Annotated in this window: 35 protein-coding genes and 3 pseudogenes; 16 read left to right on the forward strand and 22 right to left on the reverse strand. The window is 23.6% G+C overall.

Features of this window, described 5'->3' with window-relative positions:
• Nucleotides 1-63: 63 nt before the first annotated feature.
• Nucleotides 64-963: an IS30 family transposase gene (locus ACQH23_RS00440; protein WP_425378512.1), complete on the forward strand. Its 900-nt coding sequence runs from the start codon at nt 64-66 to the stop codon at nt 961-963.
• Nucleotides 964-999: 36 nt separating this feature from the next.
• Here ACQH23_RS00440 and ACQH23_RS00445 read toward each other — a convergent pair whose 3' ends face one another.
• From ACQH23_RS00445 to ACQH23_RS00470, 6 genes and pseudogenes are all read right to left on the reverse strand, one after another.
• Nucleotides 1,000-1,596, reverse strand: coding sequence for a DDE-type integrase/transposase/recombinase (locus ACQH23_RS00445; protein WP_425378513.1), 597 nt, complete (start codon nt 1,594-1,596; stop codon nt 1,000-1,002).
• Nucleotides 1,597-1,617: 21 nt separating this feature from the next.
• Nucleotides 1,618-1,890 (reverse strand): annotated as a pseudogene (locus ACQH23_RS00450) (hypothetical protein); the annotation flags it as partial.
• On the reverse strand, nt 1,857-2,120 hold the full coding sequence (locus ACQH23_RS00455; RefSeq protein ID WP_425377767.1) for a transposase family protein: 264 nt from the start codon (nt 2,118-2,120) through the stop codon (nt 1,857-1,859). The gene ACQH23_RS00455 and the pseudogene ACQH23_RS00450, both read right to left, overlap by 34 nt.
• A 45-nt stretch (nt 2,121-2,165) precedes the next feature.
• Nucleotides 2,166-2,327, reverse strand: coding sequence for a hypothetical protein (locus ACQH23_RS00460; RefSeq protein WP_425378514.1), 162 nt, complete (start codon nt 2,325-2,327; stop codon nt 2,166-2,168).
• Between the two features lie 15 nt (nt 2,328-2,342).
• The gene (locus tag ACQH23_RS00465; RefSeq protein ID WP_425379272.1) at nt 2,343-2,714 is read right to left on the reverse strand and encodes an IS3 family transposase; all 372 of its coding nucleotides are present in this window, start codon (nt 2,712-2,714) and stop codon (nt 2,343-2,345) included.
• The gene (locus tag ACQH23_RS00470; protein ID WP_425378515.1) at nt 2,681-2,944 is read right to left on the reverse strand and encodes a transposase family protein; all 264 of its coding nucleotides are present in this window, start codon (nt 2,942-2,944) and stop codon (nt 2,681-2,683) included. The genes ACQH23_RS00465 and ACQH23_RS00470 overlap by 34 nt, the downstream gene beginning before the upstream one ends.
• Nucleotides 2,945-3,001: 57 nt before the next feature.
• On the opposite strand from ACQH23_RS00470, the gene ACQH23_RS00475 reads away from it, so the two are divergent.
• The 4 genes from ACQH23_RS00475 (at nt 3,002) to ACQH23_RS00490 (ending at nt 6,447) form a co-directional block, all read left to right on the forward strand.
• Nucleotides 3,002-3,379 carry a helix-turn-helix domain-containing protein gene (locus ACQH23_RS00475; protein ID WP_425378516.1) on the forward strand — a complete coding sequence of 126 codons (378 nt, stop codon included), beginning with the start codon at nt 3,002-3,004 and terminating at the stop codon, nt 3,377-3,379.
• Nucleotides 3,380-3,546: 167 nt separating this feature from the next.
• Nucleotides 3,547-4,299, forward strand: a complete 753-nt coding sequence (locus tag ACQH23_RS00480; RefSeq protein WP_425378517.1) for an ISNCY family transposase — start codon at nt 3,547-3,549, stop codon at nt 4,297-4,299.
• 27 nt (nt 4,300-4,326) lie between these two features.
• A complete protein-coding gene (locus ACQH23_RS00485) occupies nt 4,327-4,794 on the forward strand; it encodes a hypothetical protein (RefSeq protein WP_425378518.1) in 468 nt (155 codons plus the stop codon).
• An 822-nt stretch (nt 4,795-5,616) separates the two neighbouring features.
• Nucleotides 5,617-6,447: an HAD family hydrolase gene (locus tag ACQH23_RS00490; protein ID WP_425378519.1), complete on the forward strand. Its 831-nt coding sequence runs from the start codon at nt 5,617-5,619 to the stop codon at nt 6,445-6,447.
• 15 nt (nt 6,448-6,462) lie between these two features.
• On the opposite strand, the pseudogene ACQH23_RS00495 reads toward ACQH23_RS00490, so the two are convergent.
• From ACQH23_RS00495 to ACQH23_RS00505, 3 genes and pseudogenes are all read right to left on the reverse strand, one after another.
• Nucleotides 6,463-7,099: pseudogene (locus ACQH23_RS00495) on the reverse strand (IS30 family transposase); the annotation flags it as partial.
• 207 nt (nt 7,100-7,306) lie between these two features.
• A complete protein-coding gene (locus tag ACQH23_RS00500; RefSeq protein ID WP_425378520.1) occupies nt 7,307-7,693 on the reverse strand; it encodes a hypothetical protein in 387 nt (128 codons plus the stop codon).
• Nucleotides 7,694-8,022: 329 nt separating this feature from the next.
• On the reverse strand, nt 8,023-8,370 hold the full coding sequence (locus tag ACQH23_RS00505) for a hypothetical protein (protein WP_425378511.1): 348 nt from the start codon (nt 8,368-8,370) through the stop codon (nt 8,023-8,025).
• 108 nt (nt 8,371-8,478) lie between these two features.
• Between ACQH23_RS00505 and ACQH23_RS00510 the strand changes: the two genes are divergently transcribed.
• The gene (locus tag ACQH23_RS00510; protein ID WP_425378521.1) at nt 8,479-9,378 is read left to right on the forward strand and encodes an IS30 family transposase; all 900 of its coding nucleotides are present in this window, start codon (nt 8,479-8,481) and stop codon (nt 9,376-9,378) included.
• A 29-nt stretch (nt 9,379-9,407) separates the two neighbouring features.
• Here the strand turns inward: ACQH23_RS00510 and ACQH23_RS00515 are convergent, their stop codons facing one another.
• The gene (locus ACQH23_RS00515; protein ID WP_425378522.1) at nt 9,408-9,743 is read right to left on the reverse strand and encodes a helix-turn-helix domain-containing protein; all 336 of its coding nucleotides are present in this window, start codon (nt 9,741-9,743) and stop codon (nt 9,408-9,410) included.
• Between the two features lie 885 nt (nt 9,744-10,628).
• Here ACQH23_RS00515 and ACQH23_RS00520 point away from each other — a divergent pair.
• Nucleotides 10,629-11,075, forward strand: coding sequence for a lipoprotein (locus ACQH23_RS00520; protein WP_425378523.1), 447 nt, complete (start codon nt 10,629-10,631; stop codon nt 11,073-11,075).
• A 306-nt stretch (nt 11,076-11,381) separates the two neighbouring features.
• Here the strand turns inward: ACQH23_RS00520 and ACQH23_RS00525 are convergent, their stop codons facing one another.
• From ACQH23_RS00525 to ACQH23_RS00545, 5 genes and pseudogenes are all read right to left on the reverse strand, one after another.
• Nucleotides 11,382-11,807, reverse strand: a complete 426-nt coding sequence (locus tag ACQH23_RS00525) for a hypothetical protein (RefSeq protein ID WP_425378524.1) — start codon at nt 11,805-11,807, stop codon at nt 11,382-11,384.
• Between the two features lie 752 nt (nt 11,808-12,559).
• A complete protein-coding gene (locus ACQH23_RS00530) occupies nt 12,560-13,156 on the reverse strand; it encodes a DDE-type integrase/transposase/recombinase (RefSeq protein ID WP_425378525.1) in 597 nt (198 codons plus the stop codon).
• Between the two features lie 21 nt (nt 13,157-13,177).
• Nucleotides 13,178-13,450 (reverse strand): annotated as a pseudogene (locus ACQH23_RS00535) (hypothetical protein); the annotation flags it as partial.
• Complete coding sequence (locus tag ACQH23_RS00540) at nt 13,417-13,680, reverse strand: hypothetical protein (protein ID WP_425378526.1); 264 nt, start codon at nt 13,678-13,680, stop codon at nt 13,417-13,419. The gene ACQH23_RS00540 and the pseudogene ACQH23_RS00535, both read right to left, overlap by 34 nt.
• Before the next feature lie 143 nt (nt 13,681-13,823).
• A complete protein-coding gene (locus tag ACQH23_RS00545; RefSeq protein WP_425378527.1) occupies nt 13,824-14,705 on the reverse strand; it encodes a hypothetical protein in 882 nt (293 codons plus the stop codon).
• Nucleotides 14,706-14,880: 175 nt separating this feature from the next.
• On the opposite strand from ACQH23_RS00545, the gene ACQH23_RS00550 reads away from it, so the two are divergent.
• The 6 genes from ACQH23_RS00550 to ACQH23_RS00575 all read left to right on the forward strand — a co-directional run bounded on the left by ACQH23_RS00550 (nt 14,881) and on the right by ACQH23_RS00575 (nt 18,168).
• On the forward strand, nt 14,881-15,399 hold the full coding sequence (locus ACQH23_RS00550; RefSeq protein WP_425378528.1) for a UPF0236 family transposase-like protein: 519 nt from the start codon (nt 14,881-14,883) through the stop codon (nt 15,397-15,399).
• Between the two features lie 5 nt (nt 15,400-15,404).
• The gene (locus tag ACQH23_RS00555; RefSeq protein WP_425378529.1) at nt 15,405-15,665 is read left to right on the forward strand and encodes a hypothetical protein; all 261 of its coding nucleotides are present in this window, start codon (nt 15,405-15,407) and stop codon (nt 15,663-15,665) included.
• Nucleotides 15,666-15,710: 45 nt separating this feature from the next.
• Complete coding sequence (locus tag ACQH23_RS00560; protein WP_425378530.1) at nt 15,711-15,929, forward strand: hypothetical protein; 219 nt, start codon at nt 15,711-15,713, stop codon at nt 15,927-15,929.
• Complete coding sequence (locus ACQH23_RS00565) at nt 15,904-16,335, forward strand: hypothetical protein (protein WP_425378531.1); 432 nt, start codon at nt 15,904-15,906, stop codon at nt 16,333-16,335. Before ACQH23_RS00560 ends, ACQH23_RS00565 begins: the two co-directional genes overlap by 26 nt.
• 58 nt (nt 16,336-16,393) lie before the next feature.
• Complete coding sequence (locus ACQH23_RS00570) at nt 16,394-16,990, forward strand: DDE-type integrase/transposase/recombinase (protein ID WP_425378525.1); 597 nt, start codon at nt 16,394-16,396, stop codon at nt 16,988-16,990.
• A 752-nt stretch (nt 16,991-17,742) separates the two neighbouring features.
• The gene (locus tag ACQH23_RS00575) at nt 17,743-18,168 is read left to right on the forward strand and encodes a hypothetical protein (RefSeq protein ID WP_425378532.1); all 426 of its coding nucleotides are present in this window, start codon (nt 17,743-17,745) and stop codon (nt 18,166-18,168) included.
• Nucleotides 18,169-18,474: 306 nt separating this feature from the next.
• Here ACQH23_RS00575 and ACQH23_RS00580 read toward each other — a convergent pair whose 3' ends face one another.
• From ACQH23_RS00580 to ACQH23_RS00605, 6 genes are all read right to left on the reverse strand, one after another.
• The gene (locus ACQH23_RS00580) at nt 18,475-18,921 is read right to left on the reverse strand and encodes a lipoprotein (protein ID WP_425378533.1); all 447 of its coding nucleotides are present in this window, start codon (nt 18,919-18,921) and stop codon (nt 18,475-18,477) included.
• A gap of 941 nt (nt 18,922-19,862) precedes the next feature.
• On the reverse strand, nt 19,863-20,177 hold the full coding sequence (locus ACQH23_RS00585) for a hypothetical protein (protein WP_425378534.1): 315 nt from the start codon (nt 20,175-20,177) through the stop codon (nt 19,863-19,865).
• A 58-nt stretch (nt 20,178-20,235) separates the two neighbouring features.
• Entirely contained in the window at nt 20,236-20,667 is a 432-nt protein-coding gene (locus tag ACQH23_RS00590; protein ID WP_425378535.1) for a hypothetical protein, read from the reverse strand.
• Nucleotides 20,642-20,860 carry a hypothetical protein gene (locus ACQH23_RS00595; RefSeq protein WP_425378530.1) on the reverse strand — a complete coding sequence of 73 codons (219 nt, stop codon included), beginning with the start codon at nt 20,858-20,860 and terminating at the stop codon, nt 20,642-20,644. The genes ACQH23_RS00590 and ACQH23_RS00595 overlap by 26 nt, the downstream gene beginning before the upstream one ends.
• A gap of 45 nt (nt 20,861-20,905) precedes the next feature.
• Nucleotides 20,906-21,166, reverse strand: coding sequence for a hypothetical protein (locus ACQH23_RS00600; RefSeq protein ID WP_425378536.1), 261 nt, complete (start codon nt 21,164-21,166; stop codon nt 20,906-20,908).
• A gap of 5 nt (nt 21,167-21,171) precedes the next feature.
• Nucleotides 21,172-21,690 carry a hypothetical protein gene (locus ACQH23_RS00605; protein ID WP_425378537.1) on the reverse strand — a complete coding sequence of 173 codons (519 nt, stop codon included), beginning with the start codon at nt 21,688-21,690 and terminating at the stop codon, nt 21,172-21,174.
• A gap of 175 nt (nt 21,691-21,865) precedes the next feature.
• On the opposite strand from ACQH23_RS00605, the gene ACQH23_RS00610 reads away from it, so the two are divergent.
• The 3 genes from ACQH23_RS00610 to ACQH23_RS00620 all read left to right on the forward strand — a co-directional run bounded on the left by ACQH23_RS00610 (nt 21,866) and on the right by ACQH23_RS00620 (nt 24,011).
• The gene (locus ACQH23_RS00610) at nt 21,866-22,747 is read left to right on the forward strand and encodes a hypothetical protein (protein WP_425378538.1); all 882 of its coding nucleotides are present in this window, start codon (nt 21,866-21,868) and stop codon (nt 22,745-22,747) included.
• 143 nt (nt 22,748-22,890) lie between these two features.
• A complete protein-coding gene (locus ACQH23_RS00615) occupies nt 22,891-23,154 on the forward strand; it encodes a hypothetical protein (protein WP_425378526.1) in 264 nt (87 codons plus the stop codon).
• A gap of 260 nt (nt 23,155-23,414) precedes the next feature.
• The gene (locus ACQH23_RS00620; RefSeq protein ID WP_425378539.1) at nt 23,415-24,011 is read left to right on the forward strand and encodes a DDE-type integrase/transposase/recombinase; all 597 of its coding nucleotides are present in this window, start codon (nt 23,415-23,417) and stop codon (nt 24,009-24,011) included.
• A gap of 36 nt (nt 24,012-24,047) precedes the next feature.
• Here ACQH23_RS00620 and ACQH23_RS00625 read toward each other — a convergent pair whose 3' ends face one another.
• On the reverse strand, nt 24,048-24,998 hold the full coding sequence (locus tag ACQH23_RS00625; RefSeq protein ID WP_425378540.1) for an IS30 family transposase: 951 nt from the start codon (nt 24,996-24,998) through the stop codon (nt 24,048-24,050).
• Nucleotides 24,999-25,072: the final 74 nt, after the last annotated feature.

Here is a 25,072-nt window from a genome sequence, read left to right on the forward strand (position 1 = left end):
AGGAGTTTTTATATAGGATATAAACATCTTGGCATAGATGAAAGAATTTATATTGAGAATCAATTGAAGTTTAAAATAAAAATTAGTGAAATAGCTAAAAATCTTAATCGAAGTATTAGTACTATTATTCGAGAAGTTAATAGAAATAAAGATAATAATCATTATTTTTCATTAATTGCACAAAATAAAGCAGAAAATAGAAAACAATCACATATTTATTTTCATAAGTTTAAAAATAGAGAATTAGTAAAATATGTACAACAAAAATTATTATTAGGTTGATCACCCGAACAAATTTATGGCAGAATTAAAAATTTTCATAAAGAATGAATTATTAGTTTTAAAACAATTTACAATTGAATTTATTCTTGATTACTTGAAAAAGTTACTAATAAAAATTTAAGAAGAAAAGGTAAGAAACGAAAATATCAAGAAAATCAGGGTAAATTTAATGGTAAATCAATTAAAGAACGAAATGCTAATGTTAATAATCGCGTAACTCTTGGTCATTGAGAGGGTGATACCGTAGTATCATCACGAGGTAAAAGTAAATCATGTTTAATAACTTTAGTTGAAAGAACATCAAGATTTACTTTAGCAATATTAGTTGAAAATAGAACTACTAAAGTTATTAACGAAAATATTAGCCATTATTTATCAATTCTTCCAAATAATCTTGTTAAGACTATAACATTTGATCGTGGTAAAGAATTTGCTAATTGACAACAACTTGAAAAAAATTTAAATGTGAAAATTTATTTTGCTAATGCATATTCACCCTGACAAAGAGGTACTAATGAAAATACTAATGGTTTAATTAGAGAAAAATTTCCTAAAAAATTTAATTTTTCAAATACTACTAAAAATGCAGTTCATAAATTTATATTGTCTTTAAACCAAAGACCAAGAAAAATACTAAATTATCTTTCGCCAATCGAATATTTGGTTAGAAAAATAATTTAGTTGCACTTAACTTTACAATTTGGCTAATAAAAAGGTTTACAAACTTTCATTTATTATATATTTTTCTTTTTGGTTTGAATATCATTTATTTCATTTTTTAACATCATTAATATATTCATTATGAGATTTATAATTTTTATTATGGATTGTTCCTTTTTTAAGTAATGAATGAAAACTTTCAATAATAATGTTGTCTGCACAATGATAATTTTTACCCATTGAAATTATAATTTTGTTATCTAAACATTTACTATTATAATCTTTAGATGTATATTGATATTCGTGATCTGAATGAATTATTGTTTTATTTAGATCTTTTTTTATTTTTTTAATTTTATTAATTGCAGCATTTAAATTATCAATTACAAGTTTGTTATTATTAAATTTTGATCATTTTACATCAATAATTTCTTTAGTATATCCATCAAGTATTGTTGATTGATAATGTTTTTTACCATTTCAAATTAAATAAGTTACATCAGTAAATAAAATTGAAAATCTTTCTTTAATATCATTAAAATTACGATTTACTAAATCAGGATATTTAATTATATTTTTATTTCTATTTTGTTTTATTAATATTTTTCTACGCATACGCTTTACATATTCAGCTTGAATATTATTTTCTTTCATAATTTGTAATACTTTCTTAGCATTATAAACAATGCCATAATCTTCTTTTAAATATTTGGTAATTCGACGATAACCAAATTGTTTTAAATTTTCTTCATAGACTTTTACAATATTCTTTAATGATTCGCTATCCTTACCATTACTTGAATAATTTTTATATTTATCTCAATAACTACGCTTTAAATCTGTTACATCAAGTAATAAATTTAGTGGATATTTATTAAGGTTTTCTTTGATAAAAAATACAATTTTTCTTTTATTTAATTGTAAAAGTCATGAAGCTTTTTTAGTAATTCATACCTAACTTTGTAATAGTTTAAATCTCTTTTTTCAAATGATTCTTTTGGACCTTTATTGGTGTTTAAAATTCCTTTCTTAAAATTTTCATACCATGAAGCAACAGTTTTTTTATTAATTGCATATTTTTTTGCAATAAAACTTATACTATTATTTTTAACCTCTTGTCCTATCATTTTTCGAAAATCTGCTGTATATTTATTAAATTTTTGTCCTTTTCTTGCCATATAAAAATGCACCTCCTTTAAAAGTTTAGCAAAGACTTTTTTTCTTTACTTACTTTTTTGGTTGCAGTCTACTTCAGAACTAATTTCATTGTTTAAATAGGATAATAGTGCTGTAATAGGGATATTGGGGCTAATTTCATTAATTAAATCAATAAAAGAGTTATTATTTTCGTTTAAAAACTCTTGGGTTCTAGTTATAATATTCATAGGATAGTTTTCTTTCTAATTTTTTTCAAACTTAATTATACTGAAAACTTTCTTTTTTATTTTCCCCAACTTTGGCAACGCAATCTCTTTCATAATTCGTAATACTTTCTTAGCATTATAAACAATGCCATAATCTTCTTTTAAATATTTGGTAATTCGACGATAACCAAATTGTTTTAAATTTTCTTCATAGACTTTTACAATATTTTTTAATGATTCGCTATCCTTACCATTACTTGAATAATTTTTATATTTATCTCAATAACTACGCTTTAAATCTGTTATATCAAGTAATAAATTTAGTGGATATTTATTAATGTTTTCTTTGATAAAAAATACAATTTTTCTTTTATTTAATTGTAAAAGTCATGAAGCTTTTTTAATAATTCATACCTAACTTTGTAATAGTTTAAATCTCTTTTTTCAAATGATTCTTTTTGACCTTTATTGGTGTTTAAAATTCCTTTCTTAAAATTTTCATACCATGAAGAAACAGTTTTTTTATTAATTGCATATTTTTTTGCAATAAAACTTATACTATTATTTTTAACCTCTTGTCCTATCCTTTTTCGAAAATCTGCTGTATATTTATTAAATTTTTGTCCTTTTCTTGCCATATAAAAATGCACCTCCTTTAAAAGTTTAGCAAAGACTTTTTTTATTTACTTACTTTTTTGGGTGCAGTCTATATTTTAAAAGAAGCCGAGTTAAAAAAATTTAAAAAAGGCGGAAAAGCTAATAAATTATCATTAGAAAATCGTTTATTAATGACTTTATCATATTGAAGAGAATACCGCACTTATTTTCATCTTGGCAAAATTTTTGGCATTAGTGAGAGTAATTGTTATCGTAATATCAAATTAATTGAAAACACTTTAATTAAACACCCTGACTTTCAACAACTTGATGAGCAAAAAACATTAATAAATAAATATTTTAATGATAAAACAATTATTATTGATGCAACCGAAACAGCCATCCAACGCCCAAAAAAAGACAAAAAAAATACTATTCCGGAAAAAAGAAAAAGCATATTATCAAAACACAAATAATCCTCGAAAAAGAAAGCAAAACTATTATTGTAACAAATTTTGCTTGTGGTAAAACCCATTATTTTCGTATGTCCTTATCTTGTGATAATTTCGTAATAGTTATCTATCAAAAATTTCGCAACCATTTAAAATTAAAAATGGTGATAACAATGGAAAGAAAACTAACAATGAAAGAACAACATAAATACAAAACAATTGAAAAAATTATTAACAATAAAATATCAAAGCAAAGAGCTGCAAATATTTTACACTTATCAATTCGTCGCATTGAACAACTTATAAAACTTTATGATCCACAAAATAGTCAATCATTTGCTCAACATTCTCGTGGAAGGATAGCTCACAATAAAACAAATCCACAAATTTGTGAAAAGATTATAAATTTATATAAAACTAAATATATTGGCTTTAATTTTACTCATTTCAAAGAAAAATTAATCGAAAATGAAGAAATAAAAATTTCATATTTAGTTTTATACAAATTAATGTCCTTAAATCAAATTAAAACACCTCGAAAGCAAAAAATAAAGAAAAAAGATAAAACCCACCCTTTAAGAGAACGTCGAAAATGTTTCGGCGAACTATTACAAGATGATGCCAGTGAACATCATTGATTAGGACCAAATGGTCCAAAATGATTTTTACATGGCGCAATTGATGATACAACAAATACGGTTGTTGGATTATATTTTGCTTATCAAGAAACATTACAAGGTTATTATAATGTTTTACATCAAATTTTACGAAATTATGGAATTCCCACGACATTTTATACCGATAAACGAACAATCTTTACATACCAAAAAAGTAGTGATAAAACCGAAGAAAAAGACACCTTTACTCAATTCAGCCGATGCTGTGATGAATTAGGTGTCGAAATCATAACTACTTCAATTCCCCAAGCAAAGGGACGAATTTAACGTTTATGAAGCACTCTACAAGATCGCTTGAAAAATGAATTAATTCTCGCAGGAGTAACCACTATTGAAGAAGCAAATACATTCTTAAAAGAATTTATAACCAAATTCAATAAACAATTTGCCATTCCTATTGATTATAACAATTCTGTCTTTGTTGATGCTCCTAATAATGACAAAATTAATTTATTTTTATCAATCACTTCAACGCGACAAACAGACAACGGTTCATCAATTAGTTATAACAATAAAAAATATATGGCTTATAATAATAAAAAGTTAAAAGTCTTTAATTCAAAAACAAAAATTACAGTAATTAAAGCATTTGATGAAACATTATATTTAAAATATAACAATCAAATATATAATTTATTAGAATACATTCTGGTTCCTATTAAAAATATTGAAAACAAAGTTCCCAAATCTAAAGCACATAAACCAAAACCAAATCATCCTTGAAATAATCAATATACATTACAAACATTATCAATTAAATAATTTTTCGAAATTTTTTCTAGATATTGACACCCATTATTTTCGTTTATTAGACTTCTTGCGATACCTTGTTATTTATGCTTAAAAAGCAATTAAAATTTTTAAAAATGCTTATTTTAAAGTTTAATTTAATTTTTTTAATTTGTAATTTTTTTATTTTTGTTAGTATCGCAAGAATTATATTTTATCAAAAACCCAATAAAATCAAGGTTTTATTAAAATATCAAGAGTTTTCGACAAAATTAAAGTCACTATATTAAAGGTCATAATTAATGTTTTATTATTTTTATAGGTTATGCAAGAAGTCTATTGAATATTTTGTATTAAATCCAATGAATTTTTACAATTCAGGTTTTATTAAAATCACTATGAAAATAATAAAGGAGAGAGTGTCCGATGAACAGATTTACAAAAACAATTTCTAATTTGAGTATTTATTTATTAATGATAACATTACTACACTTTCTTATTATTTCAACCTTGTTGCTATTAATTAAAAAATTTATTAATAGCAAAATTGAAAAATTTTATGGCAGCTTTTTTCGATGAATTCAAATTAGTTTACATGCTAGTTTAACTTCAATTCAAAACGTCGAAATTATTTTAACTGTTTTTTCGTTGTCTTTTATCGGAATAATCCTTATTGGAATAATATTAATTAATTCAATAAAATCAGTAATTCAAAGATTAGGTTACTTTTTCGGCGTTGGCAGTGGTTTACTTTTATTGTGTTTTTTGTTTTCTACAAAATTAAAAATAAAGTGTCCCAAATATATTTACAATTCAGGTATAATTAATTTACAAGAAACAAAAGGAGAAAAACTAATGGAATATAAGTTAATAGCTCTTGATTTAGATGGCACAACAGCAAGGAGAAATCGAATTTCAAACCAAAATATAACGGCAATTAAGTGAGCAATGGCCAAGAGGGTTAAAGTAATTATTGCGACTGGCCGTAGTATTGGTGCACTTCGCAAAGTTGCCAAAAAATTAGGTGTTATTGAAAAAAAGATGCCCATAATTGCTTTCAACGGAGGCGTAATTTATGATTTTGCAAAAGAGAAAATTCTGCAACAAACTGTTTTTTCAAATGCTGAATTAATTAATGTTTTTAATATGGTTAATGAATGTAAAGTGCAATTATGAGCTTATTCGGTTGATAATGAACATTTAGCTTATGTTAATACAAAACATAGTTTAATGGTTAAATGAATGAGTTTTCACACGAAACGAAAAAGAAAATTAATTCATAATCCATCTACTTTGCAAGATCGGGCTTATAAATTTGTTGTTAGTGGTAAAAAAGAAAATGTTTTAAACTTTAAAACAAAAATTTTAGTAAAATATGAATTTAATATTTTTGATTGGTCGTACTTACCAAACCAAAGTTTAAACTTAGAAATTAGTCCAAAAGGAAGCGACAAAAAAGATGCTTTAGAGTATCTGGCTCAAATTTATAATATTCAACCATCAGAAGTTATTGCAATGGGAGATGGTTCAAATGATTATGAAATGTTAAAATGAGCTGGTGTTGGTATTGCAATGGAAAATGCCAAAGACCATCTTAAAAACATTTCAGATGATACAACCGCTTATTATCGTCGTTCGGGAGTAGCAAAAGCAATTAATAAATATTTTAAAAAACCTGAATTGTAAATTATTTGGGACACTTTATTGAATATTTTGTATTAAATTCAATGAATTTTTATAATTTAATGATTTTCTTGGCATTGAAAATAAATTCAATGCTATTTTATTTAAGTTATCTTGATAAAATATTGATAAATCTATTCCTTTTGGTAAACTTCGTCTCAAAATTCCATTATTATTTTCGTTTAATCCTCTTTGGCCAGTACAACCAGAATCAGCAAAATAAACTTTTATTTTACAAATATTTTCAAGTTTTTTTCACTTGCTAAATTCTTTACCACGATCAAATGTAATTGTTTTTATTGTGCCAGGGTGGTTTGTTTAAAATAAATTTTATTATACTTTCTATGACATCTTTGCTTTTTCTACTATTAGTTATTAGCGAGATTGCTGTTTTATATCATATATCAGCTAAAGTTATAATTGCTTTTTTATGGTTTTTACCAACTATAGTATCTCCTTCTAGATGACCAAAGACATTTATTGCTTTAATATTTGGAAATTCAATATTACGTTTAATAATTGTCGAACAATTATTAACTTTTCCGCGGTTTTCTGTTTTATTATGTGGTTTATTTTTACCTTTTCGTAATAAATTTTCTTTATTAAAATTATAACGAGAAAAGTTAAACATATTATATAAAGTCTTTGAACAGATAAAATTTTTTCTTTAATTTTGTCGAAAACTCTTGATAAAGTCAAAAACCCTTATAAAATATAGAAATTTGTAAAAAGTCCATTTTATCAAAAACCCAATAAAATAAAGGTTTTGTTAAAATATCAAGAGTTTTCGACAAAATTAAAGCTACAATATGATAATTTGAAAACGAATTTGGTGGAAGATTATTATTGTTCTTTAACTTTTTTAGATGTTAAAATATAATACCGTTGCTTGTTGGTTTGGTGTTAAACCTTTGTGTTGGTATTTTCATTTTCAGAGATTTAAATAATTTTGAATGTTAGTAAAACCTAAAACATGATAATGAATTAAGGCTTCTTTAAGACTTGCTTGTAATTTACTAATTTTATTTAATTTTCGATAACTGGCATCAGGATTTGTCCTAGTTTTAGTGGCATATAAAGTAGAATTTGTTTGTTTTGCTACTAATAAATATAATGGTTGCATATCAGAAATAATAATGGAATTTTTGTTAATTAATTGTTTATTCATATTTTCAATAATTCACTGTTTTTGTAATCTTTTGGTATTAGTGGATTGAACAAAAATATTATTATTAGTATCAACCGCCATTTGAATACAACATTTAGTGTTAGTGGAAAATGAATCAAGATGAGTTTTTCATTTATCAAATTTATCTTTAAAATTACCTTTATGGATTTATTTAATAAATGTTTCATCGATTTGTATTTGGCCATTTAATTTTTTAAATTTTAATTGAGTATTTTCTAATTATTTTGATTGCATTAATTTTTGACGATTATATCAAGCTGTTTTGGGTGTTGTTTTAATAAAACGGGAAATTACTTTACTAGATTGTCATAGCAATGAAATTTGAATTAATAAATTTCATTGTTCATAATTTAGACTGCACCCCGTTTAGTAAGTGTTAATAAAAAGGTTTACAAACTTTCATTTATTATATATTTTTCTTTTTGGTTTGAATATCATTTATTTCATTTTTTAACATCATTAATATATTCATTATGAGATTTATAATTTTTATTATGGATTGTTCCTTTTTTAAGTAATGAATGAAAACTTTCAATAATAATGTTGTCTGCACAATGATAATTTTTACCCATTGAAATTATAATTTTGTTATCTAAACATTTACTATTATAATCTTTAGATGTATATTGATATCCGTGATCTGAATGAATTATTGTTTTATTTAGATCTTTTTTTATTTTTTTAATTGCTGAATTATACTTGTAAGTGCAAGTAAATAAAATTGCAAAAAATCTCATATAAAAATTTTATGATGCTAAGTTTATTTTAGAAAAAATAAAGCAAGGAGTTTTTATATAGGATATAAACATCTTGGCATAGATGAAAGAATTTATATTGAGAATCAATTGAAGTTTAAAATAAAAATTAGTGAAATAGCTAAAAATCTTAATCGAAGTATTAGTACTATTATTCGAGAAGTTAATAGAAATAAAGATAATAATCATTATTTTTCATTAATTGCACAAAATAAAGCAGAAAATAGAAAACAATCACATATTTATTTTCATAAGTTTAAAAATAGAGAATTAGTAAAATATGTACAACAAAAATTATTATTAGGTTGATCACCCGAACAAATTTATGGCAGAATTAAAAATTTTCATAAAGAATGAATTATTAGTTTTAAAACAATTTACAATTGAATTTATTCTGGATTACTTGAAAAAGTTACTAATAAAAATTTAAGAAGAAAAGGTAAGAAACGAAAATATCAAGAAAATCAGGGTAAATTTAATGGTAAATCAATTAAAGAACGAAATGCTAATGTTAATAATCGCGTAACTCTTGGTCATTGAGAGGGTGATACCGTAGTATCATCACGAGGTAAAAGTAAATCATGTTTAATAACTTTAGTTGAAAGAACATCAAGATTTACTTTAGCAATATTAGTTGAAAATAGAACTACTAAAGTTATTAACGAAAATATTAGCCATTATTTATCAATTCTTCCAAATAATCTTGTTAAGATTATAACATTTGATCGTGGTAAAGAATTTGCTAATTGACAACAACTTGAAAAAAATTTAAATGTGAAAATTTATTTTGCTAATGCATATTCACCCTGACAAAGAGGTACTAATGAAAATACTAATGGTTTAATTAGAGAAAAATTTCCTAAAAAATTTAATTTTTCAAATACTACTAAAAATGCAGTTCATAAATTTATATTGTCTTTAAACCAAAGACCAAGAAAAATACTAAATTATCTTTCGCCAATCGAATATTTGGTTAGAAAAATAATTTAGTTGCACTTAACTTTACAATTTGGCATTTATTAAAAAACACATAACTTCATATCTGAAACTGTGCACTTTTTTAAAACTTCATTCTCAGCTTTTATTCTTTCATTTTCTTTTTTTAATAAATAGTTTTCACGTTCTAAGGGGTTTTTAAACTTATTTAATTCAAAATCTTTTCGCTTTTTTCGTTCTTTTAGAATTTCTTTATTTTGTTGAAATTGATTTACTCATTTTGAAATAGTTGCTAAACTAATATGATATTCTTTTGCTATTTCACTATAAGATTTATTGTTAATTGAGTATTCATTAACAATTTTTTCTTTAAATTCAAAATAATGATCTTTAGACCCTTTTATTTTACCTTTAGCCATATAAAAATGTTTCTCCTAACTTTATATATTAATAATAATCTAGAAAAATTTTTATTTATATATCTCAGTTAAAAGAAACATTGCACATAACTTCATATCTAAGTGAATAAACACTATAAAAAAGCCGGCCGAGGCAATGCGCATTATTAGGGCGTGAGGAAAAATGTAAATCGGCGCTGGTTATATTTAAACTAAGCGATAGTCGTGATAAGTGCAAGGTCAACATCAAACGACAATAAAAATAGAGATGGCCACTTTATAAATAAATTTGCGATAGACATTGTCCCATCGAGGATGGCAGCGGTTATACAAACCACAACGCCAGCACCAGGCTCTTCAAGGTGCAAGTGAATTTATTTTAAAAACTGAACGTTTTGACTTGAAATAGTGCGGAAGAAGAGGAATAGCTATACGGCGTTTTCTGTCAAAATACGAAGTAAATAACCTAATATCAACCAAACAAAAACAAATACTTTACCTTATTGAATTAATTATTTCTCGCGTCAACACTTTTATTTGGCCAGTAAGGACCACCACCAAGTCATATTATTTGTTTTTCTATCTCAACTTTACCTTGCTAAAATTATTTGAGAGAGCACACCTTTCTCTTCTATCTCTTTTCTGATAAAAAACATAGTTAATTAACCTAAATAACAAGATGTTGCTTATCGCCTCATTGCCTGTTGTTAGAAAACTAAATACAAGTAATTTTTTTCTCTACGTTATAAAAATTATTAATGAATTACCTTAATAAAAAAAACTACCATACTAAATTAAAGGAGACAAAATGCAAGAATATAACAAAATTAATAACAAAAAACGAAGCACAAGCTACGAACATTTAAACAAAAAATCATATAAAATATATATAAGGAGTAAATCAAAATGAAAAAAATATTATCGATCTTATCAACAATATCTCTATCTACTATAATATCAACAAATATTATTGCTTGTAAAACATCAAATACAAACAACGAAAATAACAAACCAATAGAATCTGAGTTTATACCACAACAACCACCAGAAAATAGTAATTGAAAGTTAGTTAATAACTATAATCAATTAGAAACAAAAAATAGTAAATGATATATTATGATATATAGCAGCGATCCTAAAATAATATCAAAATTAAAAAATGATGAAAATAGAAAAATATATCTTTTTAATTTAAATAGTAATACTGGAATAAGATTTGGTAATTCAAGTTTTTCAGATGTAAATAAAATTTCTTTATATTATTGAGATGGAAATGATGAACCAACAATACCAACAATAAACAGAGACACTGGTGAAATTACAAACTGAAACGAAAAAATAGAAACTAAATAATGAATATGTAAACTTTTCTTTACATATTCAATAAAAATAGAATTTATTAGACTTCTTGCGATACCTTATTATTTATGCTTAAAAAGCAATTAAAATTTTTAAAAATGCTTATTTTAAAGTTTAATTTAATTTTTTTTATTTGTAATTTTTTTATTTTTGTTAGTATCGCAATAAGTCTAATATATTAAATTTTATAATGAAATTAGACCACAAAAAAATAAAAAGGATTAAGTCCTGTTGAATACAGAATAACTCAATCCTAAATAAATTTTATTTTTTATGTAAACTTTTCTTTACATATTCATATTAAGATTTTGTTTTTTTATTTCAATCAATAATTTTACCTATATTTTTATCAATTGTTGGTATTGTTGGTTCACCAACACCATCTCAACGATAAACTTTAAAAGAATCATCTCTTCCAATTTTTGTAATATTATTAAATTTATTAATTCAATAAGTAACATCTTTAGATGTTTTTCCATATTTAATATAAATTCCTACATATCATTTATTATCTGATGAATGTTTTGCTTCTTCTCAAAAATTATTAATTAATTTTCAATTACTATTTTCTGGTGGTGTAAATTCAGATTCTGTTGATTTATTAGTAATATTATTATGTGGTTTATTATTTGTTTTTTTTATGTTTTTTGAATTACAAGAGATAATATTGGTTGATATTATAGTAGATAAAGATAGCATAGATAAGATCGATATTATTTTTTTCATTATGATTTACTCCTTAGATATATTTTATCTTATTTTTTGTGATAAAATGATTACATATAAAAATATTTAGGTTTCTATTAATAAAAAAATCAACTTATTAAATAATAATAAAAATTTAAGAAATGAAATATATTAAATGAAAAAACTTTTAAGTTTATTAAGTGTATTAACAATTAGTGGAAATATAATACCAACAGTAATTGCTGCTAGTCTTTATCAAAAACAAGAACAAGTAGAAAGTATAAATAAAAGACAAAAGAGAAGTAATAATGAAGATAAAATAAATCCAATAAAAATAGTTATTAAAGCAAATTATAGAGTTGATTCTTCGGGTGTTGTGTTAAATAATAGACTTCTTGCGATACTAACAAAAATAAAAAAAATTAAATTAAACTTTAAAATAAGCATTTTTAAAAATTTTAATTGCTTTTTAAGCATAAATAATAATGTATCGCAAGAAGTCTATTGTAATTACAAATACATTTTTATTAATTATTTTTCTTCAATTATTTGTATAATTGCATCACATAAACATTTATTTTTTTTAATTCTGCTAATTCACTTTCTGTTTTTTTAAGTTGATTGTTTTTATCTTTAATTTGATTAAGTTGTTTTATTTGTATTTTAAGATTTTCATTTTCTTGTCAATAATTAATTCTTTCTTGTTTTATTTTTTCAATAAGAAAAGCAATATCTAATTTATATAATTCAATATAGACTGCACCCTGTTTAGTAAGTGTTAATAAAAAGGTTTACAAACTTTCATTTATTATATCTTTTTCTTTTTGGTTTGAATATCATTTATTTCATTTTTTAACATCATTAATATATTCATTATGAGATTTATAATTTTTATTATGGATTGTTCCTTTTTTAATTAATGAATGAAAACTTTCAATAATAATGTTGTCTGCACAATGATAATTTTTACCCATTGAAATTATAATTTTGTTATCTAAACATTTACTATTATAATCTTTAGATGTATATTGATATCCGTGATCTGAATGAATTATTGTTTTATTTAGATCTTTTTTTATTTTTTTAATTTTATTAATTGCAGCATTTAAATTATCAATTACAAGTTTGTTATTATTAAATTTTGATCATTTTACATCAACAATTTCTTTAGTATATCCATCAATTATTGTTGATTGATAATGTTTTTTACCATTTCAAATTAAATAAGTTACATCAGTAAATAAAATTGAAAATCTTTCTTTAATATCATTAAAATTACGATTTACTAAATCAGGATATTTAATTATATTTTTATTTCTATTTTGTTTTATTAATATTTTTCTACGCATACGCTTTACATATTCAGCTTGAATATTATTTTCTTTCATAATTCGTAATACTTTCTTAGCATTATAAACAATGCCATAATATTCTTTTAAATATTTGGTAATTCGACGATAACCAAATTGTTTTAAATTTTCTTCATAGACTTTTACAATATTCTTTAATGGTTCACTATCCTTACCATTACTTGAATAATTTTTATATTTATCTCAATAACTACGCTTTAAATATGTTATATCAAGTAATAAATTTAGTGGATATTTATTAATGTTTTCTTTGATAAAAAATACAATTTTTCTTTTATTTAATTGTAAAAGTCATGAAGCTTTTTTAATAATTCATACCTAACTTTGTAATAGTTTAAATCTCTTTTTTCAAATGATTCTTTTGGACCTTTATTGGTGTTTAAAATTCCTTTCTTAAAATTTTCATACCATGAAGCAACAGTTTTTTTATTAATTGCATATTTTTTTGCAATAAAACTTATACTATTATTTTTAATCTCTTGTCCTATCCTTTTTCGAAAATCTGCTGTATATTTATTAAATTTTTGTCCTTTTCTTGCCATATAAAAATGCACCTCCTTTAAAAGTTTAGCAAAGACTTTTTTTCTTTACTTACTTTTTTGGGTGCAGTCTACGCAAAATAAAATAATGTTTTCTTTCCATTAAAAAATCAACTCAGAAAGGAGTTGATTTGTTGCACTTCATATTACAGTTTACATTTTATGCTATTGATAATGTTTGTTGATGTTAGAATATTCATTAATAAATCATGTAAACATTGAATAATTTGAACTAATGAGACAACTTTATTTCGATATTCGGTTGTATTAGCGTTAATTTCAATGCGTTTTTCTGGTGTTAATCCGATGACAAAATCATGATAAGCTTGTACCTCTTCAATAATTTTTTCTTTATTAAATTCTGGTAACTTGATTTTTCCTTCATTATAATCTTTTTCAATATGATTAATATTTTTTAATTGCGCTTTTAATTTTTCATCTTCTTTTTCAACCGAAAAATCAGTTAAAATAATATCTCGTTGTAAAAAAAAACCTAATTGATTTACTAAATTTCAAATTTCTAAGGCATCATTAGTGTTATTAATATCTGTGATACATTTATCAAGAGCTGTATCAAGACCTTTAATTTCATCATCATAAATTTTTGTTAATTCCCCAACTTCAACTTTCATCATATTAACAAAAAGTTTATTTAAATCAACGGGACTAGCTTCTTTTGCACTAGTCATAAAATCATTTAAAAACCGTGGTAATGGAATAATCGCATTAAATAACTTACTTACTTCAATTAAAGTAGTAACTTTTTTCTGATTAATTTCCTCGGGTTTTTTATCTTGCAAATATTCTGTTCTAATATGGTCAAATAATGGCTTTGTTTCGGTTTTAACAAAATTAAATAAATCATCAAAATTATTTTTAAACTTTGCCCCCGCTAAAAAAGCTTCTATTTTTGGATTTTTTTCGGCAGTGTCTTTTCCATAGTCTGTTTCAAAAAGATTAATATATTTTGTTAAATAATTCATCATCCCTTTTTCAACATCTGCTCAGAAATTATTCTGTTGTGTCATATTTAATCCCTCTATTCTTCTAATAATAATTCGATGGTGTATTTCAATTTTACCGTAAAATAATAATTTATGTAAATTTAATTTATCTTTGATTGCGTTGCCAAAGTTGGGGAAAATAAAAAAGAAAGTTTTCAGTATAATTAAGTTTGAAAAAAATTATAAAGAAAACTATCCTATGAATATTATAACTAGAATCCAAGAGTTTTTAAACGAAAATAATAACTCTTTTATTGATTTAATTAATGAAATTAGCCCCAATATCCCTATTACAGCACTATTATCCTATTTAAACAATGAAATTAGTTCTGAAGCTTGAATACTATTCAAAAATATTTTTGAATATATTGATAACTATATTTTTAATAAGGACTGACGCAAAGCACGTTATATTCCAAAAGGATTTTATCAACGAACTTTGGTTTTTCGTAATGGTGAAGTTACTTTTAAACGACGAAAATATATCTTAAAACCAGAATTTCAAGTGGCAAAAAAACCAAAAACGGTCTTTTTACTTGATATTCAATTAGGGATTGAAAGTTATCAGCGACTTGATTATGATTTTTCGTTAGAAATAATCAGCAAATTAGGCATAAATTTTAGTTATCAAGATATTTGTAATATGTATCGGAATGCTAACATAACAAAAAAACAATTTTTAACCTTATTAAACGGTTTGATATTAAACATTTGTTAGAACTAATGCTAGATGAACCAGATACAAAACTAAAACATGATGGGGTTATTTATATTGAAACCGATGAAGCATATCGCAATGCCATTAGTTATCAAATCAAAAAACGATTAAAAATTAAGAAAAGAATCCGTTTAACCGTCTTTCATACTGTTTATAAAGATCCTAAAACAATACGAAAAACAATGCATAATGTCAAATTTCTAGTAACAATGACTAATGAAGTTAAAAAAATTAACTCTAAAAAATACTGACAAGGAATTAAATAATTTATTAACTTAAATTATGAATCACCCGAGACAACTAAAATTATTGTGCTTGGTGATGGTGCACAATATATTTCAACGGTTGAAAAACACATCAATGTTGAATTTATCATTGATCGTTTCCATGTTATTAAAAAAATTAAAGATTGTCTCCGTGGTTCACGATATTATAAACGTTATTTATTTAATAAAATTAGAAAAGCAATTCTAAAATTAAACTGAAACAAGGTTACAAAATACCTTGAATGGAGCTTATCAGCTTGTTAAAACCGAAGAAGCGAAAGGAAAGTTACAAGAAATATCTAATTATTTAAGAACATACTATGGAGCAATTCAAAAATGAAAATATCAAGAAAATATTGGTTGTCGCATTGAAAGTTATATTGCTCGAATTATTAAAGTAATGTTTCGTTCAAAACCAAAAATATTTAATGAAAAAACGATTTACAAAGTAATGTTATTAAAACAATTGACAGCTAATGGGATTAATCCCTTTCAAGAACTAACAGAAATTAAAAATCTTCAAGTAAAAAATGAACAAATTACTTGAAGATGAATATTTAAAAAGATGAATAATCCAGAAGTTAAACAATATAACTTACCAATATTCACCGCTTCTACATTATCAAATACTAAAACTCTTTTAAAGAAAATAGTTTCTAATTATTATTAGAACTTAATGCTGAAAACTTTTCCCCAACATTTTACACGCTACCTTTATCTTTTCATGTATGAAAGAAAATAATATTCAAGCTGAATATGTAAAGCGTATGCGTAGAAAAATATTAATAAAACAAAATAGAAATAAAAATATAATTAAATATCCTGATTTAGTAAATCGTAATTTTAATGATATTAAAGAAAGATTTTCAATTTTATTTACTGATGTAACTTATTTAATTTGAAATGGTAAAAAACATTATCAATCAACAATAATTGATGGATATACTAAAGAAATTGTTGATGTAAAATGATCAAAATTTAATAATAACAAACTTGTAATTGATAATTTAAATGCTGCAATTAATAAAATTAAAAAAATAAAAAAAGATCTAAATAAAACAATAATTCATTCAGATCACGGATATCAATATACATCTAAAGATTATAATAGTAAATGTTTAGATAACAAAATTATAATTTCAATGGGTAAAAATTATCATTGTGCAGACAACATTATTATTGAAAGTTTTCATTCATTAATTAAAAAAGGAACAATCCATAATAAAAATTATAAATCTCATAATGAATATATTAATGATGTTAAAAAATGAAATAAATGATATTCAAACCAAAAAGAAAAAGATATAATAAATGAAAGTTTGTAAACCTTTTTATTAACACTTACTAAACAGGGTGCAGTCTATATTGAATTATATAAATTAGATATTGCTTTTCTTATTGAAAAAATAAAACAAGAAAGAATTAATTATTGACAAGAAAATGAAAATCTTAAAATACAAATAAAACAACTTAATCAAATTAAAGATAAAAACAATCAACTTAAAAAAACAGAAAGTGAATTAGCAGAATTAAAAAAAATAAATGTTTATGTGATGCAATTATACAAATAATTGAAGAAAAATAATTAATAAAAATGTATTTGTAATTACAATAGACTTCTTGCGATACATTATTATTTATGCTTAAAAAGCAATTAAAATTTTTAAAAATGCTTATTTTAAAGTTTAATTTAATTTTTTTTATTTTTGTTAGTATCGCAAGAAGTCTATTATTTAACACAACACCCGAAGAATCAACTCTATAATTTGCTTTAATAACTATTTTTATTGGATTTATTTTATCTTCATTATTACTTCTCTTTTGTCTTTTATTTATACTTTCTACTTGTTCTTGTTTTTGATAAAGACTAGCAGCAATTACTGTTGGTATTATATTTCCACTAATTGTTAATACACTTAATAAACTTAAAAGTTTTTTCATTTAATATATTTCATTTCTTAAATTTTTATTATTATTTAATAAGTTGATTTTTTTATTAATAGAAACCTAAATATTTTTATATGTAATCATTTTATCACAAAAAATAAGATAAAATATATCTAAGGAGTAAATCATAATGAAAAAAATAATATCGATCTTATCTATGCTATATTTATCTACTATAATATCAACCAATATTATCTCTTGTAATTCAAAAAACATAAAAAAAACAAATAATAAACCACATAATAATATTACTAATAAATCAACAGAATCTGAATTTACACCACCAGAAAATAGTAATTGAAAATTAATTAATAATTTTTGAGAAGAAGCAAAACATTCATCAGATAATAAATGATATGTAGGAATTTATATTAAATATGGAAAAACATCTAAAGATGTTACTTATTGAATTAATAAATTTAATAATATTACAAAAATTGGAAGAGATGATTCTTTTAAAGTTTATCGTTGAGATGGTGTTGGTGAACCAACAATACCAACAATTGATAAAAATATAGGTAAAATTATTGATTGAAATAAAAAAACAAAATCTTAATATGAATATGTAAAGAAAAGTTTACATAAAAAATAAAATTTATTTAGGATTGAGTTATTCTGTATTCAACAGGACTTAATCCTTTTTATTTTTTTGTGGTCTAATTTCATTATAAAATTTAATATATTAGACTTATTGCGATACTAACAAAAATAAAAAAATTACAAATAAAAAAAATTAAATTAAACTTTAAAATAAGCATTTTTAAAAATTTTAATTGCTTTTTAAGCATAAATAATAAGGTATCGCAAGAAGTCTAATAAATTCTATTTTTATTGAATATGTAAAGAAAAGTTTACATATTCATTATTTAGTTTCTATTTTTTCGTTTCAGTTTGTAATTTCACCAGTGTCTCTGTTTATTGTTGGTATTGTTGTTTCATCATTTCCATCTCAATAATATAAAGAAATTTTATTTACATCTGAAAAACTTGAATTACCAAATCTTATTCCAGTATTACTATTTAAATTAAAAAGATATATTTTTCTATTTTCATCATTTTTTAATTTTGATATTATTTTAGGATCGCTGCTATATATCATAATATATCATTTACTATTTTTTGTTTCTAATTGATTATAGTTATTAACTAACTTTCAATTACTATTTTCTGGTGGTTGTTGTGGTATAAACTCAGATTCTATTGGTTTGTTATTTTCGTTGTTTGTATTTGATGTTTTACAAGCAATAATATTTGTTGATATTATAGTAGATAGAGATATTGTTGATAAGATCGATAATATTTTTTTCATTTTGATTTACTCCTTATATATATTTTATATGATTTTTTGTTTAAATGTTCGTAGCTTGTGCTTCGTTTTTTGTTATTAATTTTGTTATATTCTTGCATTTTGTCTCCTTTAATTTAGTATGGTAGTTTTTTTTATTAAGGTAATTCATTAATAATTTTTATAACGTAGAGAAAAAAATTACTTGTATTTAGTTTTCTAACAACAGGCAATGAGGCGATAAGCAACATCTTGTTATTTAGGTTAATTAACTATGTTTTTTATCAGAAAAGAGATAGAAGAGAAAGGTGTGCTCTCTCAAATAATTTTAGCAAGGTAAAGTTGAGATAGAAAAACAAATAATATGACTTGGTGGTGGTCCTTACTGGCCAAATAAAAGTGTTGACGCGATAAATAATTAATTCAATAAGGTAAAGTATTTGTTTTTGTTTGGTTGATATTAGGTTATTTACTTCGTATTTTGACAGAAAACGCCGTATAGCTATTCCTCTTCTTCCGCACTATTTCAAGTCAAAACGTTCATTTTTTAAAATAAATTCACTTGCACCTTGAAGAGCCTGGTGCTGGCGTTGTGGTTTGTAGAACCGCTGCCATCCTCGATGGGACAATGTCTATCGCAAATTTATTTATAAAGTGGCCATCTCTATTTTTATTGTCGTTTGATGTTGACCTTGCACTTATCACGACTATCGCTTAGTTTAAATATAACCAGCGCCGATTTACATTTTTCCTCACGCCCTAATAATGCGCATTGCCTCGGCCGGCTTTTTTATAGTGTTTATTCACTTAGATATGAAGTTATGTGTTTTTTAATAAATGCCAAATTGTAAAGTTAAGTGCAACTAAATTATTTTTCTAACCAAATATTCGATTGGCGAAAAATACTAAATTATCTTTCGCCAATCGAATATTTGGTTAGAAAAATAATTTAGTTGCACTTAACTTTACAATTTGGCAATTTTATTAATTGCAGCATTTAAACTATCAATTACAAGTTTGTTATTATTAAATTTTGATCATTTTACATCAATAATTTCTTTAGTATATCCATCAATTATTGTTGATTGATAATGTTTTTTACCATTTCAAATTAAATAAGTTAAATCAGTAAATAAAATTGAAAATCTTTCTTTAATATCATTAAAATTACGATTTACTAAATCAGGATATTTAATTATATTTTTATTTCTATTTTGTTTTATTAATATTTTTCTACGCATACGCTTTACATATTCAGCTTGAATATTATTTTCTTTCATACATGAAAAGATAAAGGTAGCGTGTAAAATGTTGGGGAAAAGTTTTCAGCATTAAGTTCTAATAATAATTATAAACTATTTTCTTTAAAAGAGTTTTAGTATTTGATAATGTAGAAGCGGTGAATATTGGTAAGTTATATTGTTTAACTTCTGGATTATTCATCTTTTTAAATATTCATCTTCAAGTAATTTGTTCATTTTTTACTTGAAGATTTTTAATTTCTGTTAGTTCTTGAAAGGGATTAATCCCATTAGCTGTCAATTGTTTTAATAACATTACTTTGTAAATCGTTTTTTCATTAAATATTTTTGGTTTTGAACGAAACATTACTTTAATAATTCGAGCAATATAACTTTCAATGCGACAACCAATATTTTCTTGATATTCTCATTTTTGAATTGCTCCATAGTATGTTCTTAAATAATTAGATATTTCTTGTAACTTTCCTTTCGCTTCTTCGGTTTTAACAAGCTGATAAGCTCCATTCAAGGTATTTTGTAACCTTGTTTCAGTTTAATTTTAGAATTGCTTTTCTAATTTTATTAAATAAATAACGTTTATAATATCGTGAACCACGGAGACAATCTTTAATTTTTTTAATAACATGGAAACGATCAATGATAAATTCAACATTGATGTGTTTTTCAACCGTTGAAATATATTGTGCACCATCACCAAGCACAATAATTTTAGTTGTCTCGGGTGATTCATAATTTAAGTTAATAAATTATTTAATTCCTTGTCAGTATTTTTTAGAGTTAATTTTTTTAACTTCATTAGTCATTGTTACTAGAAATTTGACATTATGCATTGTTTTTCGTATTGTTTTAGGATCTTTATAACCAGTATGAAAGACGGTTAAACGGATTCTTTTCTTAATTTTTAATCGTTTTTTGATTTGATAACTAATGGCATTGCGATATGCTTCATCGGTTTCAATATAAATAACCCCATCATGTTTTAGTTTTGTATCTGGTTCATCTAGCATTAGTTCTAACAAATGTTTAATATCAAACCGTTTAATAAGGTTAAAAATTGTTTTTTTGTTATGTTAGCATTCCGATACATATTACAAATATCTTGATAACTAAAATTTATGCCTAATTTGCTGATTATTTCTAACGAAAAATCATAATCAAGTCGCTGATAACTTTCAATCCCTAATTGAATATCAAGTAAAAAGACCGTTTTTGGTTTTTTTGCCACTTGAAATTCTGGTTTTAAGATATATTTTCGTCGTTTAAAAGTAACTTCACCATTACGAAAAACCAAAATTCGTTGATAAAATACTTTTGGAATATAACGTGCTTTGCGTCAGTCCTTATTAAAAATATAGTTATCAATATATTCAAAAATATTTTTGAATAGTATTCAAGCTTCAGAACTAATTTCATTGTTTAAATAGGATAATAGTGCTGTAATAGGGATATTGGGGCTAATTTCATTAATTAAATCAATAAAAGAGTTATTATTTTCGTTTAAAAACTCTTGGATTCTAGTTATAATATTCATAGGATAGTTTTCTTTATAATTTTTTTCAAACTTAATTATACTGAAAACTTTCTTTTTTATTTTCCCCAACTTTGGCAACGCAATCAAAGATAAATTAAATTTACATAAATTATTATTTTACGGTAAAATTGAAATACACCATCGAATTATTATTAGAAGAATAGAGGGATTAAATATGACACAACAGAATAATTTCTGAGCAGATGTTGAAAAAGGGATGATGAATTATTTAACAAAATATATTAATCTTTTTGAAACAGACTATGGAAAAGACACTGCCGAAAAAAATCCAAAAATAGAAGCTTTTTTAGCGGGGGCAAAGTTTAAAAATAATTTTGAGGATTTATTTAATTTTGTTAAAACCGAAACAAAGCCATTATTTGACCATATTAGAACAGAATATTTGCAAGATAAAAAACCCGAGGAAATTAATCAGAAAAAAGTTACTACTTTAATTGAAGTAAGTAAGTTATTTAATGCGATTATTCCATTACCACGGTTTTTAAATGATTTTATGACTAGTGCAAAAGAAGCTAGTCCCGTTGATTTAAATAAACTTTTTGTTAATATGATGAAAGTTGAAGTTGGGGAATTAACAAAAATTTATGATGATGAAATTAAAGGTCTTGATACAGCTCTTGATAAATGTATCACAGATATTAATAACACTAATGATGCCTTAGAAATTTGAAATTTAGTAAATCAATTAGGTTTTTTTTTACAACGAGATATTATTTTAACTGATTTTTCGGTTGAAAAAGAAGATGAAAAATTAAAAGCGCAATTAAAAAATATTAATCATATTGAAAAAGATTATAATGAAGGAAAAATCAAGTTACCAGAATTTAATAAAGAAAAAATTATTGAAGAGGTACAAGCTTATCATGATTTTGTCATCGGATTAACACCAGAAAAACGCATTGAAATTAACGCTAATACAACCGAATATCGAAATAAAGTTGTCTCATTAGTTCAAATTATTCAATGTTTACATGATTTATTAATGAATATTCTAACATCAACAAACATTATCAATAGCATAAAATGTAAACTGTAATATGAAGTGCAACAAATCAACTCCTTTCTGAGTTGATTTTTTAATGGAAAGAAAACATTATTTTATTTTGCGTAGACTGCACCCAAAAAAGTAAGTAAAGAAAAAAAGTCTTTGCTAAACTTTTAAAGGAGGTGCATTTTTATATGGCAAGAAAAGGACAAAAATTTAATAAATATACAGCAGATTTTCGAAAAAGGATAGGACAAGAGATTAAAAATAATAGTATAAGTTTTATTGCAAAAAAATATGCAATTAATAAAAAAACTGTTGCTTCATGGTATGAAAATTTTAAGAAAGGAATTTTAAACACCAATAAAGGTCCAAAAGAATCATTTGAAAAAAGAGATTTAAACTATTACAAAGTTAGGTATGAATTACTAAAAAAGCTTCATGACTTTTACAATTAAATAAAAGAAAAATTGTATTTTTTATCAAAGAAAACATTAATAAATATCCACTAAATTTATTACTTGATATAACATATTTAAAGCGTAGTTATTGAGATAAATATAAAAATTATTCAAGTAATGGTAAGGATAGTGAACCATTAAAGAATATTGTAAAAGTCTATGAAGAAAATTTAAAACAATTTGGTTATCGTCGAATTACCAAATATTTAAAAGAATATTATGGCATTGTTTATAATGCTAAGAAAGTATTACGAATTATGAAAGAAAATAATATTCAAGCTGAATATGTAAAGCGTATGCGTAGAAAAATATTAATAAAACAAAATAGAAATAAAAATATAATTAAATATCCTGATTTAGTAAATCGTAATTTTAATGATATTAAAGAAAGATTTTCAATTTTATTTACTGATGTAACTTATTTAATTTGAAATGGTAAAAAACATTATCAATCATCAATAATTGATGGATATACTAAAGAAATTATTGATGTAAAATGATCAAAATTTAATAATAACAAACTTGTAATTGATAATTTAAATGCTGCAATTAATAAAATTAAAAAAATAAAAAAAGATCTAAATAAAACAATAATTCATTCAGATCACGGATATCAATATACATCTAAAGATTATAATAGTAAATGTTTAGATAACAAAATTATAATTTCAATGGGTAAAAATTATCATTGTGCAGACAACATTATTATTGAAAGTTTTCATTCATTAATTAAAAAAGGAACAATCCATAATAAAAATTATAAATCTCATAATGAATATATTAATGATGTTAAAAAATGAAATAAATGATATTCAAACCAAAAAGAAAAAGATATAATAAATGAAAGTTTGTAAACCTTTTTATTAGCCAAATTGTAAAGTTAAGTGCAACTAAATTATTTTTCTAACCAAATATTCGATTGGCGAAAGATAATTTAGTATTTTTCTTGGTCTTTGGTTTAAAGACAATATAAATTTATGAACTGCATTTTTAGTAGTATTTGAAAAATTAAATTTTTTAGGAAATTTTTCTCTAATTAAACCATTAGTATTTTCATTAGTACCTCTTTGTCAGGGTGAATATGCATTAGCAAAATAAATTTTCACATTTAAATTTTTTTCAAGTTGTTGTCAATTAGCAAATTCTTTACCACGATCAAATGTTATAGTCTTAACAAGATTATTTGGAAGAATTGATAAATAATGGCTAATATTTTCGTTAATAACTTTAGTAGTTCTATTTTCAACTAATATTGCTAAAGTAAATCTTGATGTTCTTTCAACTAAAGTTATTAAACATGATTTACTTTTACCTCGTGATGATACTACGGTATCACCCTCTCAATGACCAAGAGTTACGCGATTATTAACATTAGCATTTCGTTCTTTAATTGATTTACCATTAAATTTACCCCGATTTTCTTGATATTTTCGTTTCTTACCTTTTCTTCTTAAATTTTTATTAGTAACTTTTTCAAGTAATCCAGAATAAATTCAATTGTAAATTGTTTTAAAACTAATAATTCATTCTTTATGAAAATTTTTAATTCTGCCATAAATTTGTTCGGGTGATCAATCTAATAATAATTTTTGTTGTACATATTTTACTAATTCTCTATTTTTAAACTTATGAAAATAAATATGTGATTGTTTTCTATTTTCTGCTTTATTTTGTGCAATTAATGAAAAATAATGATTATTATCTTTATTTCTATTAACTTCTCGAATAATAGTACTAATACTTCGATTAAGATTTTTAGCTATTTCACTAATTTTTATTTTAAACTTCAATTGATTCTCAATATAAATTCTTTCATCTATGCCAAGATGTTTATATCCCATATAAAAACTCCTTGCTTTATTTTTTCTAAAATAAACTTAGCATCATAAAATTTTTATATGAGATTTTTTGCAAT

This window comes from Spiroplasma endosymbiont of Polydrusus pterygomalis, assembly GCF_964030635.1.
Classification (GTDB): domain Bacteria; phylum Bacillota_I; class Bacilli_A; order Mycoplasmatales; family Mycoplasmataceae; genus Spiroplasma.